Source organism: Mycobacterium kyogaense, assembly GCF_003254575.1.
Lineage (GTDB): Bacteria > Actinomycetota > Actinomycetes > Mycobacteriales > Mycobacteriaceae > Mycobacterium > Mycobacterium kyogaense.
In genome coordinates this window covers 202785-219043 of sequence record NZ_QJUA01000004.1, presented here as the reverse complement: position 1 = coordinate 219043, position 16259 = coordinate 202785, and the positions used below count along the sequence as shown (strand labels likewise).

16 protein-coding genes and 1 pseudogene are annotated in these 16259 nt (G+C 68.7%); 13 read left to right on the top strand and 4 right to left on the bottom strand.

All coding sequences use genetic code 11. The annotated features are described in order from the left end of the window. Nucleotides 1-26 precede the first annotated feature (26 nt). Together DMB80_RS05285 and DMB80_RS05280 are read left to right on the top strand one after the other, a co-directional pair. Nucleotides 27-716: a cysteine hydrolase family protein gene (locus DMB80_RS05285; protein ID WP_111508857.1), complete on the top strand. Its 690-nt coding sequence runs from the start codon at nucleotides 27-29 to the stop codon at nucleotides 714-716. Nucleotides 717-725: 9 nt separating this feature from the next. After that, nucleotides 726-2309, top strand: coding sequence for a SulP family inorganic anion transporter (locus DMB80_RS05280; protein WP_111508856.1), 1584 nt, complete (start codon nucleotides 726-728; stop codon nucleotides 2307-2309). 19 nt (nucleotides 2310-2328) lie between these two features. On the opposite strand, the gene DMB80_RS05275 is transcribed toward DMB80_RS05280, so the two are convergent. Beyond that, nucleotides 2329-2712 (bottom strand): cupin domain-containing protein, encoded by a 384-nt coding sequence (locus DMB80_RS05275; protein ID WP_111508855.1) that lies wholly within the window; start codon nucleotides 2710-2712, stop codon nucleotides 2329-2331. Nucleotides 2713-2787: 75 nt separating this feature from the next. Between DMB80_RS05275 and DMB80_RS05270 the strand changes: the two genes are divergently transcribed. From DMB80_RS05270 to DMB80_RS05260, 3 genes are read left to right on the top strand one after another with little or no spacing between them, the layout of a single operon-like run. Next, entirely contained in the window at nucleotides 2788-4449 is a 1662-nt protein-coding gene (locus DMB80_RS05270) for a tetratricopeptide repeat protein (protein ID WP_111508893.1), read from the top strand. A gap of 9 nt (nucleotides 4450-4458) precedes the next feature. Further along, on the top strand, nucleotides 4459-4938 hold the full coding sequence (locus DMB80_RS05265) for a nucleoside deaminase (protein WP_111508854.1): 480 nt from the start codon (nucleotides 4459-4461) through the stop codon (nucleotides 4936-4938). Beyond that, nucleotides 4935-6239, top strand: a complete 1305-nt coding sequence (locus tag DMB80_RS05260; protein WP_111508853.1) for an alpha-amylase family glycosyl hydrolase — start codon at nucleotides 4935-4937, stop codon at nucleotides 6237-6239. Before DMB80_RS05265 ends, DMB80_RS05260 begins: the two co-directional genes overlap by 4 nt. A gap of 18 nt (nucleotides 6240-6257) precedes the next feature. On the opposite strand, the gene DMB80_RS05255 is transcribed toward DMB80_RS05260, so the two are convergent. Continuing rightward, a complete protein-coding gene (locus tag DMB80_RS05255; RefSeq protein WP_111508892.1) occupies nucleotides 6258-6689 on the bottom strand; it encodes a DUF1810 domain-containing protein in 432 nt (143 codons plus the stop codon). 278 nt (nucleotides 6690-6967) lie between these two features. Here DMB80_RS05255 and DMB80_RS05250 point away from each other — a divergent pair. Both DMB80_RS05250 and DMB80_RS28780 read left to right on the top strand, forming a co-directional pair. Beyond that, a pseudogene (locus DMB80_RS05250) lies at nucleotides 6968-7889 on the top strand (esterase family protein); the annotation flags it as partial. A 167-nt stretch (nucleotides 7890-8056) separates the two neighbouring features. After that, entirely contained in the window at nucleotides 8057-8188 is a 132-nt protein-coding gene (locus DMB80_RS28780) for a hypothetical protein (RefSeq protein WP_276131518.1), read from the top strand. Nucleotides 8189-8257: 69 nt separating this feature from the next. Here DMB80_RS28780 and DMB80_RS05240 read toward each other — a convergent pair whose 3' ends face one another. Then, nucleotides 8258-9535, bottom strand: coding sequence for an ATP-binding protein (locus DMB80_RS05240; protein ID WP_111508850.1), 1278 nt, complete (start codon nucleotides 9533-9535; stop codon nucleotides 8258-8260). Between the two features lie 88 nt (nucleotides 9536-9623). Further along, nucleotides 9624-10394, bottom strand: coding sequence for an SDR family oxidoreductase (locus DMB80_RS05235; protein WP_111508849.1), 771 nt, complete (start codon nucleotides 10392-10394; stop codon nucleotides 9624-9626). Nucleotides 10395-10456: 62 nt separating this feature from the next. Between DMB80_RS05235 and DMB80_RS05230 the strand changes: the two genes are divergently transcribed. The 6 genes from DMB80_RS05230 (at nucleotide 10457) to DMB80_RS05205 (ending at nucleotide 16253) form a co-directional block, all read left to right on the top strand. Further along, nucleotides 10457-10927: a nucleoside deaminase gene (locus DMB80_RS05230; RefSeq protein WP_111508848.1), complete on the top strand. Its 471-nt coding sequence runs from the start codon at nucleotides 10457-10459 to the stop codon at nucleotides 10925-10927. A 130-nt stretch (nucleotides 10928-11057) separates the two neighbouring features. Next, nucleotides 11058-13379, top strand: coding sequence for an endopeptidase La (gene lon / locus DMB80_RS05225; RefSeq protein ID WP_111508847.1), 2322 nt, complete (start codon nucleotides 11058-11060; stop codon nucleotides 13377-13379). Nucleotides 13380-13465: 86 nt separating this feature from the next. Next, nucleotides 13466-14488, top strand: a complete 1023-nt coding sequence (locus DMB80_RS05220; protein ID WP_111508846.1) for an LLM class flavin-dependent oxidoreductase — start codon at nucleotides 13466-13468, stop codon at nucleotides 14486-14488. Between the two features lie 97 nt (nucleotides 14489-14585). Beyond that, nucleotides 14586-14918: a TfoX/Sxy family protein gene (locus DMB80_RS05215; protein WP_111508845.1), complete on the top strand. Its 333-nt coding sequence runs from the start codon at nucleotides 14586-14588 to the stop codon at nucleotides 14916-14918. A gap of 36 nt (nucleotides 14919-14954) precedes the next feature. Continuing rightward, a complete protein-coding gene (locus DMB80_RS05210) occupies nucleotides 14955-15599 on the top strand; it encodes an HhH-GDP family DNA glycosylase (RefSeq protein ID WP_111508844.1) in 645 nt (214 codons plus the stop codon). A 30-nt stretch (nucleotides 15600-15629) separates the two neighbouring features. Continuing rightward, nucleotides 15630-16253: a hypothetical protein gene (locus tag DMB80_RS05205; protein ID WP_205538545.1), complete on the top strand. Its 624-nt coding sequence runs from the start codon at nucleotides 15630-15632 to the stop codon at nucleotides 16251-16253. Nucleotides 16254-16259 lie beyond the last annotated feature (6 nt).

The window sequence follows — 16259 nt, the reverse complement described above, 5'->3', positions numbered from 1 at the left end:
GCCCCGATCCCCACCGAGGAGCTGCTGTGAACCCGATCCCGATCGCGGCGGAGCCGTCGCCGTTCCCGCTCATCGCCGGCAAGACCGCGCTGGTCGTCATCGACATGCAGCGAGACTTCCTGCTGCCGGGCGGTTTCGGCGAGAGCCTCGGCAACGACGTCGGCCGCCTCGCCACCGTCGTCCCGCCGTTGGCGGCACTGCTGGCGGCAGCGCGCTCGGCCGGTCTGATGGTCATCCACACCCGCGAAGGCCACCGGCCCGACTTGTCGGACTGCCCACCCGCGAAGCTTCGCCGCGGCGCGCCGACCCAGCGCATCGGTGATCCCGGCGCCTTCGGTCGCATCCTGATCCGCGGCGAGTACGGGCACGACATCGTCGACGAGCTGGCACCGATCGACGGTGAGGTGGTGATCGACAAACCCGGCAAGGGTGCGTTCTACGGAACCGACCTGTCCGAGGTGCTGACCGACGGCGGCATCACCCAGCTGCTGATCACCGGCGTCACCACCGAGGTCTGCGTGCACACCACGACCCGCGAGGCGAACGACCGCGGCTACGAGTGTCTCGTGGTATCCGATTGCGTCGGTTCGTATTTCGACGATTTCCACCGCATCGGTCTGCAGATGATCGCCGCGCAGGGCGGCATCTTCGGCTGGGTCGCCGACACCGCGGCCGTCATACCCGCACTGCAACAACTGACCACCACGGCCGCCTGAGGAGACCTTGTGAGTACCGACGTCACCACTCCCGCCCCCACCGAGAAACCGGCCTCTGTTGCCTGGTGGACCCGTGGCGATCTGAACGCGTTCTTCGGCCTGGGCTTCAACATCCTGGTCAACGTCCTGACCTTGACCGGCCTGATGATCGGCGTGGTCAAGGTCCCGGCCGGTGACGTGCTGGGCACGGTACTGCCCGCACTCGGCGTCGCGCTGATCCTCGGCAACCTGTACTACACCTTCCTCGCACGCCGACTGGCCAAGCGAGAGAACAGATCCGATGTCACCGCGCTGCCGTACGGGCCCAGCGTGCCGCACATGTTCATCGTCGTGTTCGTGGTCATGCTGCCGGTCTATCTCAGCACCGACGACGCGATGCGGGCCTGGTCGGCCGGGCTCGCCTGGGCGTTCATGATCGGTGTGATCGTGATGATCGGGGCGTTCGTCGGACCGCACATCCGGCGGCTCACCCCGCGGGCCGCGATGCTCGGCACCCTGGCCGGCATCTCGATCACGTTCATCTCGATGCGGCCCGCGGCCCAGATGTGGGAAGCGGCGTGGATCGGGCTGCCGGTGCTGGCGATCATCCTGATCGGCTTCTTCACCGATGTGCGGCTGCCGTTCGGCATCCCGGTGGGGCTGGCGGCGCTGCTCGTCGGTACCGCGATCGGCTGGCTCGGCGGCTACATGTCCGCGCCCGACGTCGGCCAGGCCGTCTCCGACATCGCGATCGGCGTTCCGGATCTCCGCGTGGACATGCTGTTCTCCGGTCTGTCGAACCTCGCGCCGTTGCTCGGGACCGCGATCCCGCTGGGCGTCTACAACTTCACCGAGGCGATGAGCAATGTGGAAAGCGCCGCTGCCGCCGGCGACAACTACAACCTGCGCAGCGTGCTGCTCGCCGACGGCGCGGGCGCGGTCGTCGGGTCGGCGTTCGGATCCCCGTTCCCGCCCGCGGTGTACATCGGGCACCCGGGCTGGAAGGACGCCGGCGGCCGGGCGGGCTACTCGCTGGCCAGCGGCATCGTCATCGGAATACTCTGCTTCCTCGGCCTTTTCGGGGTCCTCGACGCGCTGCTCCCTGTTCCGGCGATCGTGCCGATCCTGCTCTACATCGGACTGCTGATCGGTGCCCAGGCGTTCCAGGCGGTACCGCGGCTGCACGCGATCGCGGTGGTGGCGGCGATCCTGCCGAACCTGGCGCAGTGGGCCAGCGGCCTGATCGACAATGCGCTCAACGCCGCGGGTACCTCGGCGTCGAAGGTCGGCCTGGAGGCGCTGGGCAATGCCGGCGTGGTCTACGACGGGCTGCTGACGTTGGGCGAGGGCGCGGTGCTGGTCGGGCTGATCCTCGGCACGATGGTCACGTTCATCCTGGAGAAGAAGTTTCTCTACGCAGCGATCGCCTCGGCGGTGGGCGCCGTGCTGTCCTTCATCGGCCTTATCCACGCACCGCAGGTGGCCTGGGCAGCGAATCCGCAAGTGGCACTGGGCTATGCGCTCTTCGGGGTGGTCTGCTTGGCGTACTCACTGCTGCCGGGGGCGAAGGAGCCCGTCGTGGTCGACGAATCCGACATCGTCGCGGGGCACTGAGGGTCGCGGGGCACTGACGTCAGTCGGCCACGAACGGCACCGCCGCGTCCTGACCCAACACGACGTACATCCGCCGCCACGGATCGTCGCCCTCGAGGCGCCACTGGTGACCGGACCCCGTCGTGTCCTCGGCGAGCAACACGTCGCCGGGTGAGAGGCGGAAGGACTCGCCGTCGCGCGTGGTGAACAGCAGCGTGCCCGCGAGGGTGACGACGAGTTGGCGGACCGGCGCGGTGTGCCACGCCAGTGTGCCGCCCGTCGCGGTCTCCTCCACCGTCACCGACGCCGCGGTGAAGCTCGACGAGACCAGGTCGTCGTTGCGACCCGGCCGCATGTCCAGGCGCCCGATCTGCACGTGAGAGGTGTCGTCGGCGCCGGTCCACAGTCGTACGCAACGGATCATGCGCGTCACCGTAACCGCCGGGTCCGATCTGAGTACACCTCGTCGCCGTGGTGTCGGTGATTTATCGTGCCGGGTGTGAGCGCATCGCCGATCGAGCCCTACTACGACCTCGGCTCCTACCATCGGCCGACGGACACACCGTCGGCCGATGCACAGGTCTGGTTCGACCGGGGCATGGTCTGGGCCTACGCCTTCAACCACGACGAGGCGATCGCATGCTTCGAGCGAGCGCTGGCCCTCGACCCCGATTTCGCGTTGGCTCGATGGGGCATCGCCTATGCAGTCGGGCCCAACTACAACAAGGCGTGGGAGGCATTCGACCCTGTCGACCTGACCGCCTCCGTGACGCGGGCGCGGGCCGAACTCGCCCAGGCCGCGCGCGGGCGCGCCGACGCGGTCGAGCGTGGGCTCATCCACGCGCTGATGGCGCGGTTCCCGACCGACGATCCCGACGACACCGCCGCGCTGCAGGCCGGCCACGCCGCCTACGCCGACGCGATGACCGCCCTGGCGCAGGCTCATCCCGCGGACGTCGACGTCGCAGCGCTGACCGCCGACGCGCTGGTCAACATCACCGCGTGGGCGCTGTGGGACAGCCGCACCGGTGAGCCGGCGCCGGGCTCGCGCGTCGTCGAAGCCGTGCAGATCCTCGACGCGGCACTGTCCACTGCGGCCGGCCGCGCCCACCCCGGCATCCTGCACCTCTACCTCCACGCGATGGAGATGTCGACGACGCCCGAGAAGGCGCTGCCCGCCGCCGACCTGCTGCGTGGCCTGGTGCCCGATGCGGGCCACCTGCAGCACATGCCCAGCCACATCGACGTGCTGTGCGGGAACTACCACGACTCTGTCGTCGCCAATACCGCTGCGGTACAGGTGGATCGGCGCTTCGTCGAACGCTCGGGACCGCTCAATTTCTACTCGCTCTACCGCGCCCACAACCTGCACTTCGTGGTCTACTCGGCGATGTTCGAGGCCAACTACGCCACTGCGCTGGGGGCCGCCGACGAGCTCTCGGCCCAACTGACCCCGGAGCTGCTGCGCATTCCGTCACCACCGATGGCGGACTGGCTCGAAGCGTTCGTGCCCCTGCGGGTGCACGTGCTGATCCGCTTCGGCCGGTGGGACGATCTGATCGCCACGCCGTTGCCCGAGGACCCCGAGCTGTACTGCACCACCACCGCGACGATCCACTACGGCCGCGGCGTCGCCTACGCGGCGACTGGGCGGCTCGCCGAGGCGCACACCGAGCGGGAGGCCTTCACCCGGGCCCACGCGCGGATCCCGGATAGCCGGTACCTGTTCAACAACACCAGCCGGGACATCCTGGCGGTCGCCGCGGCCATGCTGGACGGTGAGATCGCCTACCGCGCAGGTGACTTCGAGGACGCGTTCGCACATCTGCGCCGGGCGATCGCGCTCGACGACGCCCTCCCCTATGACGAACCGTGGGGCTGGATGCAGCCCACCCGGCACGCCTACGGTGCCCTGCTGCTCGAGCAGGGCCGCGTGGAGGAGGCCGCGGGCGTCTACGCTGCCGATCTCGGCCTCGACCCGACGCTGGCCCGGTCCTGCCAGCACCCGGGCAACGTGTGGAGCCTGCACGGTTACCACGAGTGCCTGACGCGGCTGGGCCGCGACGCCGAAGCGGTGATCATCGCTCGGCAGCTGGAGCTGGCCGGCGCCCGCGCCGACGTGCCGATCCGCGCGTCGTGTGCCTGCCGCATGGATGCGTAGACTTCGCCTGTGTCTCTCAGCGCCGCGGACGTCGAGTGTCTGCGCCGCTGCGTGGACCTCGCCCGGCAGGCGCTCGAGACGGGCGACGAACCCTTCGGCTCGCTGCTGCTCGATGCAGACGGCGCGGTGCGTTTCGAAGACCACAACCACGTCGCCGGCGGAGACGCCACCCGGCATCCGGAGCTCGCGATCGCACTGTGGGCCGTCGAGCATCTCAGCCCCGAGGAGCGTGCCGCGGCGACCGTCTACACCAGCGGTGAGCACTGCCCGATGTGTGCGGCCGCCCACGCCTGGGTCGGGCTGGGCCGCATCGTCTACGCGGCCTCGTCGGCGCAACTGACGGGCTGGCTGCAGGCATGGGACGCGCCGGCACCCCCTGTCGCCGCCCTGCCGATCAGTGCCGTCGCGCCGGGCGTGCCCGTCGACGGTCCCGCGCTCGACCTGGCGGAAACCATGAAAGCGTTGTACGAGAGGGCTTTTCGTCGATGAGCGAGCCGGATTGGGTCACCCACGCCATCTGGTGGCACCTCTACCCCCTGGGCTTTGTCGGCGCACATCCGGCCGACCCGCCCCCAGGACCGGACGAGCATCGGCTCCGGCGGATCGTGGACTGGCTCGACTACGCCCGTGATCTCGGGACCTCCGGCATCGCGCTGGGGCCCGTCTTCGCGTCGCAGACCCACGGCTACGACACCACCGATCACTACCGCATCGACGGGCGGCTCGGTGACGACGGTGACTTCGACCACCTGATCACCGAGGCCCACGCGCGAGGGTTGCGCGTCCTGCTCGACGGGGTGTTCAACCACGTCGGCACCGACTTCCCCCGCTACCGCGACGCTGTCGCCGGCGGTGACACGTCGTGGTTCCGGGTCCGGCGTGGGGAGTTCGCCACGTTCGAGGGCCACGGCGGACTGATCGCGCTCGATCATCGCAACCCGGAAGTGGTCGACTACGTCGTCGACGTGATGTGCCACTGGCTCGGCCGCGGCGCCGACGGCTGGCGCTTGGACGCGGCGTATGCGATGCCCGACCGCTTCTGGGCGCAGGTACTGCCGCGGGTGCGTGAGCAGTTCCCGGACGCATGGTTCGTCGGCGAGGTCATCCACGGCGACTACGTGGCGCGCGTGACCGAGTCCGGCTTCGACTCGGTGACCCAGTACGAGCTGTGGAAGGCGATCTGGAGCAGCCTCAACGACGCGAATCTTCACGAACTGGACTGGGCGCTCAAGCGGCACAACGACTTTCTGGACACCTTCGTGCCCATGACGTTCATCGGCAACCACGACGTGACCCGCATCGCAAGCCAGCTGGACAACCCCGACCACGTCGATCACGCGCTGGTGATCCTGATGACCACCGGCGGCACTCCGAGCATCTACGCCGGCGACGAGGTCGCCTATCGCGGGGTGAAAGAGGAGCGTTTCGGCGGAGACGATGCGGTGCGGCCCGAATTCGGTTCTCCGCTGGACGGAGTGGGCGAGCACGGCCACCAGGTGCTGCGCGCCCACCAACATCTGATCGGGTTGCGCCGCCGTCACCCCTGGCTGCACACCGCGCGTACCGCACCGCTGCAGGTCACCAACACCGGCTACGTCTACGCCTCCCGAGCGGGTGACGACACGCTGCTGGTCGCCCTCAACGTCGCCGACGAACCGTTACCAGTGTCGTTGCAGGAGCACGGGTTCGGTGCCGCCGAGGTGGTCGCCGGGTCTGGCGCGCCGCCGGCGGAGACGGTCACCGAGACCGTGGTGCCTCCCCACGGCTGGCTCGTCCTCGCGCCGCGCTGACTCAACCCCTCGCTGTTCTCAGCGCAACAGCTCCAGCGTCGCCGCATCCTCCTCGCCGCCATAGAAGGCGTCCAGCACTTCAGTGAACACCGACCCGCCACCGGCGCGGGCGAACAGCGTCATCGACGACCGCACCTTCAGATCGTCGGGATAGCCCAGGATGTCGCGGGCTGCGCGGCCGCGGTGGGTCAGCAGCAGGCCGGCGCACTCCACCAGACGCGGCCCGAGCACGGGGTGGGCGAGATAGGCCGCGGCCTCCTCGAGTGAGGTCAGACCAAACCGGTACGCCGTGGCGCTGTGCCCGAGGCCGCGCAGTTGCGGGAACACGAACCAGATCCAGTGTGTGCGCTTGCGGCCTGCCCGCAACTCAGCGAGCACCGTGTCATAGACCCCGGCCTGAGCGTCGGTGAAGCGCGCCAGGTCGAACGTGTCGGATTCAGAAGTAGTCATCGTCGGGCTCGAGTGTGGCAGGCCCGCGGCGTTGGTCACTGCGCCGAGTCGTAATCGTTAGCCAACCGCGACCACGAATGTCTGTGTCGGACAGCGGTTCGAGAACGCCGACCGTGTTCCATGGCGGATGCACACGACGGCACGTTTGCGCGACATGTGGACTTGTAATGAAAGGTGGGTTGGTTGCCGTTATGAAGTTGAGAGAGAAGTTTCGAGGCTCCGCGAGAATGGGGCTGCGCCGGATGGCGGCCGTCGCCCTGGCCCTCACCACGCTGCCCGGGCTGATCGGCTTCGTCGGGGGATCGGCGACTGCCAACGCGTTCTCCCGTCCGGGTCTGCCCGTCGAGTACCTGGACGTGTTCTCCCAGTCGATGAACCGCAACATCCGCGTGCAGTTCCAGGGTGGCGGCCCGCACGCCGTCTACCTGCTCGACGGTCTGCGCGCCCAGGACGACTACAACGGCTGGGACATCAACACCCCGGCGTTCGAGTGGTACTACCAGTCGGGTCTGTCGACGATCATGCCGGTCGGCGGTCAGTCCAGCTTCTACAGCGACTGGTACCAGCCGTCGCGCGGGAACGGCCAGGACTACACCTACAAGTGGGAGACGTTCCTGACCCAGGAACTGCCCGCGTGGCTGGAAGCCAACCGCGGCGTCTCGCGCACAGGTAACGCGGTCGTCGGTCTGTCGATGGCGGGTAGCGCATCGATGACCCTGGCCATCTACCATCCGCAGCAGTTCATCTACGCGGCAAGCCTTTCCGGGTTCCTGAACCCGTCCGAGGGCTGGTGGCCGATGCTGATCGGGCTGGCGATGAACGACGCGGGCGGCTTCAATGCCGAGAGCATGTGGGGACCGTCCTCGGACCCGGCGTGGAAGCGCAACGACCCGATGGTCAACATCAATCAGCTGGTGGCCAACAACACCCGGGTCTGGGTCTACTGCGGCACCGGTACCCCGTCGGACCTCGACTCGGGTACGGCCGGACAGAACCTGATGGCGGCGCAGTTCCTCGAGGGCTTCACCTTGCGGACCAACATCAGCTTCCGCGACAAGTACATCGCGGCCGGCGGCACCAACGGGGTGTTCAACTTCCCCGCCCAGGGCACGCACGCCTGGGGTTACTGGGGTCAGCAGCTTCTGCAGATGAAGCCGGACATCCAGCGGGTGCTCGGGGCGCAAGCCTCCGCATAGCCCCCACACTCAGAGAGCCTGCCGTTTCCCCCGAGCGGCAGGCTCTCTGCCGTGTGCGGGGCAGGTAAAGGTGACAGGGATGTGACCATCGGCGGTCGGGTCGCTCCGTCGCGTTTGATCCGCTACCACCGGGGGGTATCTCGGGCGTGGTCGGATGCGATGGTCGCGCCGATGTCGACAAGCCCTCTGGAGACAGCCGTGATCCCCTTCATCTGCCCCGCTTGCGGTTCGGTCGACATCGACACCGACTTCGGCACGTCCGACTGCAGCTCGTGCATCGGCGGCAAGGACGCTGCCGCCTGAGGGCGGCAATTGGGCCGGAGCCGCCTGAGGGCGGCATTTGGGCCGGAGCCGCCTGAGGGCGCCCGGCGGCTACAACCGGGTCTGCTGCTCGATATCGGTCGTGAACTCGTCGAGCATCACCTGCGTCAGCGTGGGCCGTGTGTCGGCGATCGCCGCGAGGTAATCGTCGGTGCGGGCCGGTTCGCCGCGCCGTGACTCCACTTCTCGCTCGAAAGCCGACAACGCTCCTTTACGCGCCGCGAACTCGATGTCTGCCGGGGTGAACATGTCCGATGCCTCGACGAGCTTGTCGACTTCGACCGTGTCGGCGTTGCCGGCCAGATAGCGGGTCCAGATCGCTTTGCGCGCCGCCTCATCGGGCGGTCCCACGGGAATGATGTAGTCGAATCGTCCGGGCCGCAGGAACGCAGAATCCAACGAGCTGACGGAGTTGGTCGCGCAGATGAGTAACCGCTCGTCGTTCTGACGGAACGCCGGGATCAACTTCAACAGCTCGTTGGTGACGCCGTGCGACGGGTCGGACGGCACTCCGGAGCGTGAGCCCGCGATCTCCTCCACCTCGTCGATGAACACGACGGCGGCGTCGAGCTCGGTCAGATCGGCGAAGACGTCGCGCAGCGCTGCAGGCATGGCCACACCGGGCGCCGCGAGGCGGGACGGAAAGATCTCCACGAACGGCCAACCGAGCCGTCCGGCAACCGCTTTGGCGAAGCTGGTCTTGCCCGTTCCCGGTGGGCCGAACAGGATCACCGCCTTGGGCGGCGACACACCGTATCGGGCAGCGAGATCGGGGCGCGCCAGCGGCGCGACGATGCGCCGCTCGATCATCTGCTTCTCGACGTCCATACCGGCCATCTCCTGCCATCGGCCGGGGTTGATCAGCTGGCCGCCCAGCGCTGAGAGCAACCCCGTATCCGACGCGCCGACGTGATCGATCTTCTCGAAGTACCGCAGATCGGCCCGCTCGGTGTATCCCGAATTACGCAGCGCGGCAGCTCCTGTGGCGTCCTCGGGAAGCAGTACGCTGATGCGCCGGGCGCCCAGGCCGCGCAGCCGCAGCTCGAGCTCGGCCAGCAGCGCGCTGCCGATTCCGCGGTGCCGCCACCGGTTCGACAGCGCGACCATCGAGATCCAGGCGCGGTCCGCGGCGACGTGCGCCACCGCCATGCCGACCAGCTGTTCGCCCACCACGGCCACCACGGCGGGCTGTCCGGATCGTGCGGCGGCGACCACCTCGGACACCGGAAATGCCGGCGGGGCCTCGCCGGGCTCTCGGCTCTGGTCCCAGACCGAGATAGCCTGATCGAGGTCGTCGTCGTGGAAGTCGCGTAACCGCCAAGGGGGCATAGGGCTAGGTTCTAGCCGCGGCGCGCACGTCCCCGCATCGCCCCGACGGGTGGTCGGCTCGGGGGATCACCTTCTCCCCCACGCGGTGTCAGTTCTGCCGTGTCGGACGGATCGTCAGGTCCCCGATCTCCACGTCGTGCGGCTGTTCGATCGCGAACGCGATGGCCCGGGCGACCGCATCCGGCGGCAGGCCGAACTCGTCCATCTGGGCCCGGATCCGGGCGGCGAGGTCGGAATCGTCGATCGAGCCGTCCAACTCGGTGTTCACGAAGCCCGGCGAGATCGACGTGGTCCGCACGACGCCGTCCGTCGACTCCTGACGTAGCGCCTCCATCACGGTGCGCACCGCGTTCTTGGTCGCCGCGTACACGCCCATCGTGGGCACGATCTTGAGGCCGGCGGTCGACACCGTGGTGACGATGTGGCCGCGCCCCTGACGGCGGAACACCGGCAGCGCGGCCGCGATCCCGTACAGCACCCCGCGCACGTTGACGTCGATCATCGCGTCCCAGCCGGCCACGTCGCCGTCGGTCATCTCCCCGATCGTCGCGATTCCGGCGTTGTTCACCAGCACGTCGAGTCGGCCGAAGCGCTCGACCGCAGTGTCGACGATCCGCGTCACGTCCTCGGGGACGGTGACGTCGGCCGGGACGGCGACCGCGTCGTGCGGCAGTTCGTCGACCAGCGTCGTCAACCGGTCGGTGCGTCGCGCGGCCAGCACCAGGCGCGCGCCCCGGGCGGACAGCAGACGCGCGGTCGCCTCGCCGATGCCGCTGCTGGCCCCGGTGATGGCGACGACCTGGCCGGTGATGGTGTCGGCGCCGCCGCCGTGGTGGTCGAACTGGCCTGCTCTGCTCATGAGGGCTACGACCCCTGACGGCTCAGGACTATTCCGCGCCGCAACCGGTTACCAGTCAACTCATGGATTTCGCGCAGCGCACCGTCGACATCGCCCGCCAGAACGTCATGGAGGGAGGCAGACCTTTCGCCACCGTCATCGCCCGCGACGGGCAGGTACTGGCAGAGAGTCCGAACCTGGTGGCGCAGACCAACGATCCCACCGCCCATGCTGAGATCCTGGCGGTCCGCGCGGCCTGCACGGCCGTCGGGTCCGAGCACCTCACCGGCGCCACCATCTACGTGCTCGCCCACCCGTGCCCGATGTGTCTCGGGTCGCTGTACTACTGCTCCCCCGATGCCGTCGTCTTCCTCACCCAGCGCGACGAGTACGCGCCGTACTACCAGGACAACCGCAAGTACTTCGAGCTCGCCACGTTCTACGACGAGTTCGAGAAATCCTGGCAGGACCGTCGTCTGCCGATGCAGCACCAGCCCCACCCCGACGCCCTCGACGTCTATCGGCTCTGGCAGGAACGCCACCCAGAGGCCTGATCCCGTTCGGATTCAGCTCTGCGCGAAGCGGGGCGTCGTCGTGGTCGTCTTCACCGGCCGAGTGCCGCGGTACGGGAACAAAGTCCTTCGCCACAAGGTTGAGCGCATCAGATTCAACTTTGGAGGATTGATGGCTGAAGCCTTGCAAGTCCCGGTCTTGTTTGTCAGCGAGCCGATCGTGCTGCCCGGAATGGTGGTCCCGATCGAACTCGACGACCCCGCCCGGGCCGCGGTCGATGCGGCCCAGGCCAGCCAGACCGGCAAGCTGCTGATCGCGCCCCGACTCGACGACCGCTACCCCACCTACGGCGTGCTCGCATCGATCGTGCAGGTCGGTCGTGTGCCCGGCGGCGGTGCCGCCGCGGTGGTGCGCGGTGAGAAGCGCGCCCACATCGGCACCGGCGCCACCGGCCCCGGCACCGCGCTGTGGGTCACGGTCGACGAAGTCGCCGACCCGGAGATCACCGACGAGACCCGCGCGTTGGCGGCCGAATACAAGAAGCTGCTGCTCGCGATGCTGCAGCGCCGGGAGGCGTGGCAGATCGTCGACGTGGTCAACAAGATCACCGACCCGTCGGCGCTGGCCGACACGGCCGGATACGCGTCCTACCTGTCGGACGTGGAGAAGCGCGAGCTGCTCGAGACCGAGGACGTGGCCGCTCGGCTGCGGCTGCTGATCGGCTGGACGAGCGACCACCTGGCCGAGACCGAGGTCAACGACAAGATCGCCGAAGACGTGCGGGCCGGAATGGACAAGCAGCAGAAGGAATTCCTGCTGCGCCAGCAACTGGCTGCGATCCGCAAGGAACTCGGCGAGGGTGAGCCCGAGGGGTCCGATGATTACCGGGCCCGCGTCGAAGCTGCCGACCTGCCGGAGAAGGTGCGCGAGGCCGCGCTGCGCGAGGTCGGCAAGCTGGAACGCTCCAGCGACCAGAGCCCGGAGGGCGGCTGGATCCGAACCTGGCTCGACACCGTGCTGGACCTGCCGTGGAACGTCGCGACCGAGGATTCGGCGGATCTTGCTGCGGCACGCGGCATTCTGGACGCCGACCACCACGGTCTCGACGACGTCAAGGACCGCATCGTGGAGTACCTGGCCGTGCGGGCCCGTCGCGCCCAGCGCGGCATGGCCGTCGTCGGCGGCCGCGGCTCCGGTGCCGTGATGGTGCTGGCCGGCCCTCCCGGCGTCGGCAAGACGTCACTGGGCGAGTCCGTCGCGCGGGCGCTGGGCCGCAAGTTCGTGCGTGTCGCGTTGGGCGGCGTGCGCGACGAGGCCGAGATCCGCGGACACCGCCGCACGTATGTGGGCGCGCTGCCCGGCCGCATCGTGCGTGCCATCGGCGAGGCGGGATCGATGAATCCCGTTGTGCTGCTGGACGAGATCGACAAGGTCGGCTCGGACTACCGCGGCGACCCGTCGGCGGCACTGCTCGAGGTGCTCGACCCCGCACAGAACCACACGTTCCGGGACCACTACCTGGACCTGGATCTGGACCTGTCCGACGTGGTGTTCCTGGCGACGGCCAACGTCATCGAGAACATCCCGCAGGCCCTGCTGGACCGCATGGAGCTGGTGCAGATCGACGGCTACACCGCCGACGACAAGGTGGCCATCGCCCGGAACTACCTGCTGCCGCGGCAGGCCGAGCGGGCTGCGCTGTCCGTCGAGGAGGTCACGGTGACCGACGAGGCGCTGCACAAGATCGCCGCGGACTACACCCGCGAACCGGGCGTCCGCCAGTTCGAGCGGTTGCTGGCCAAGGCGATGCGCAAGGCAACCACCAAGCTGGCTGCAGACCCGTCGCCGATCACCATTGACGAGCCGGATCTCGTTGCCTACCTGGGCCGTCCGCGCTTCACGCCGGAATCGGCAGAGCGCACCGCGGTGCCGGGTGTCGCGACGGGGCTGGCGGTCACCGGCCTCGGCGGTGACGTCCTCTATATCGAGGCCGGCTCCACCGACGGTGAGGCCGGATTGGCGCTGACCGGTCAGCTGGGCGACGTGATGAAGGAATCGGCGCAGATCGCGCTGTCCTACGTCCGCGCCCACGCCGCCGAACTGGGCGTCGACCCGAAGGCGCTCGACCGCCGCATCCACGTGCACGTCCCCGCGGGCGCAGTGCCCAAGGACGGGCCGTCGGCCGGCGTCACGATGGTCACCGCGCTGGTGTCGATGGCGACCGGGCGCAACGTGCGCTCCGATGTCGGCATGACCGGCGAGGTGACGCTCAACGGGCGGGTGCTACCGATCGGCGGGGTCAAGCAGAAGCTGCTGGCCGCGCAACGGGCGGGGCTTTCGACGGTGTTCATCCCGCAGCGCAACGAGCCCGATCTGGACGACGTGCCGGCCGAGGTGCTCGACGCGCTGGAGGTGCGGCCGATGACCGACGTGGCCGAGATCGTGGCGCTGGCGCTGGAGCCGGCGGCCGATGCCGTGACCGCGGCGGCCTGACAACCGATAGGCGCGAGCAGACGCGAACTCGCACGGAATCACGCGATTCCGTGCGAGTTTGTGTCTGTTCGTCGGAAGGAGTAGCCGTGCCCGTACGCGGTGTGCCGCTGCGCAAGCTGGGATTCCTGACCATCGGACGCTTCGACGTCGACAACCCGGGACCGGGCATCGAGGAAACCCTGACGGTGATCGAACGGGCCGAGGCACTGGGGTTCGACAGCGTCTGGCTGCGCGACAGGCATCTGCAGCCCGGCATCTCCTCGCCCGTGGCGATCATGGCGGCCGCCTCGCAGCGCACCAGCCGCATCGAGATCGGCACGGCGGTCATCCCGCTGGGCTTGGAGAACCCGTTCCGGCTCGCCGAGGACCTCGCCACCGTCGACATCCTCTCGGGCGGGCGCATCAACCCCGGGGTGTCGGTCGGCACACCGATGATGTACGACCACTACAAGGTTTCTCTTTATCCGGAATCCTATGACGCGCAGGACTTTTCGAAAGACCGTGTGCTGCGCCTGCTGCGCTGCCTGCGCGGTGAGCCGATCAGCGACTTCGCCGGCACGGTGGGCATCGAGCACTACACCGACCACATCCAGCCGCACTCGCCCGGCCTGGCCGAGCGGGTGTGGTACGGCGGCGGGCTGGCATCGGCCATCTGGGCCGGGGAACAAGGAATCAACTACCTGACGAGCTCGGTCGTCACCGTCGAAGGCTCCGCGTCACGGGATTTCGCCACCATCCAGGCCGAGCAGATCGACGCCTTCCGGGCAGCGCACCCCCACCCCGAGCAGGCTCGAGTGTCACAGGGTCTCGTCGTCATCCCCACGGACTCGGCCACCGAGGACCAGATCCGCCGCTACCGCGAATACGCCGCCAGCCGGTACGAACGCACCAAGGCACCGCAGGGAGTTCGCGGCATGCTGTTCTCCCCCGACTACGTCGGCACCTCTGATGAGCTGGCCGACCAGCTGTTCGACCATGCCGGGTTCCAGCGCGCCGACGAGGTCGCCTTCGCGCTGCCGTTCACGTTCGAGGCCGAGGACTACGCCCAGATCATTTCCGACCTCGCCGAAAAGCTCGGCCCGGCGCTCGGGTGGACGCCGCAGTTGTGACCGCGTGGGCCCTACGAAGTAGGGAACAGACGCGAACTCGAGCAGAATCGCCGAGATTTTGGTCCAGTTCGTGTCTGTTCGCCGGGAGAATGGACCCGTGGCGTACGACACCGACCTCGCTGAGCGGGTGCGTGAGCACATCAGCGCTGAGCGCGGCCTCGACGAGAAGCCGATGTTCGGCGGCTTGGCGTTCCTGCTCAACGGCAACATGGCGGTCTGCGTGAGCGGCAAGGGCGGCCTGATGGTCCGGGTACCGCCGGAGCACACCGATGAGCTGCTCGCCGAAGAGCACGTCGAGCCAATGATCATGGCCGGCCGCCCCACCCGTGGCTGGGTGCGGGTGAGCGCCGACGGGGTGACGGGTGAGGCGGCGCTGCGCGGCTGGGTGCGCCGCGGCGTCGACTACGCGACCAGCCTGCCGTCGAAGTAGAGGTTCTGCCCGGCGCGCCGCGGGTAGCCGACGGCCATGAGTCGAAACGACCGCAACGAAGACACCGTGCGTCGCCTTCTCTCCGAAACCGGCGAGACGTTCGCCGAGCAGGCCGGCATCACGCTCGCCGACAAGCCCATGCCGCTGTTCGAGTTGCTGGTGCTGTGCATGCTGGCGAGCAAGCCGATCGATGCGAACATCGCGACGAAGGCGGCCGCAGAGCTGTTCAGCGAGAAGCTGCGCACCCCCGATGCGGCGTTGGCGGCGAAACGCCAGACCGTCATCGCCGCCTTCGGCCGGGCCGGATACGCCCGCTACGACGAGAGCTCGGCGACCCGCCTGACCCAGATCGCCACCGCGGTCAAGGAGGACTACCACGGCGATCTCCGGGGTCTGGCCGAGCGCGCCAACGGCGATGTCGCCGCGGCCAAGGACCTGCTGGAGGGGTTCATCGGCATCGGCGACACCGGCGCCGGCATCTTTCTGCGCGAGGTGCAGGACGTGTGGACCTGGGTGCGGCCCTACTTCGACGACCGAGCCCGCGCCGCTGCGAAGGACCTCGGGCTGCCCGACGGTCCCGACGAGCTCGGGAAGTTGGGCGGTGACGCCTGTGCGCGGCTGGCGGCGGCGCTGGTCCGGGTGTCTCTGGACCGTGCCGTGCGTGATGCCGTGGTGAGCTGACCTCCGTGTGAGCATGCGAGACAAACCGGGATGGCATGCTGGTGCACCGACATGCCTGTGACCACTCGACTCTGCGCTGTGGCAGCGCTTGCTCTGTCCGTCGCCGCCTGCACCGGGCCGACCGTCGTCACCACCGACGACACCGTCGCCCCGCCGCCTGCGGCGGCCCCGCCGCCCGAAACCACCCGGCCGAGCAACGCCCACCTCGCCAACGCTTTCGCCTACGCCCTCCCCGGACCCGAATCCGCCGGTGGCGCGACCGTGTACGCCTTCACCACCCCGAGCGGTCGCTGGCAGTGCCAGATCACCCCGCGCACGCAGGTGTCCTGCGGTAAGGCGGGCGGCACCGCGACCGCGATCGGAATCACCGGCGCCCCCGACGAGGTGACCGATCCCGACGGCGGCACCACCACCCCGACCGCGATCCTGGTCGACCGCACTGCGGACCCGCAGTTCGCGGCGCTGCCCGCATCCGAGGTCACCGACCCGCCGGTGCTGCCGTTCAACCGCATCCTGGCGGTCGCCGGTTTCCGCTGCAACGTGCAGGAAGCCTCCGGGGTGTCCTGCCTGTCGGAACTGTCGGGCAAGGGCTTCACCTTCTCCGCCGACGGCTTCACCACCGCCTACACCGACGTGCCCGCCGACGCACCCTGACCAAGG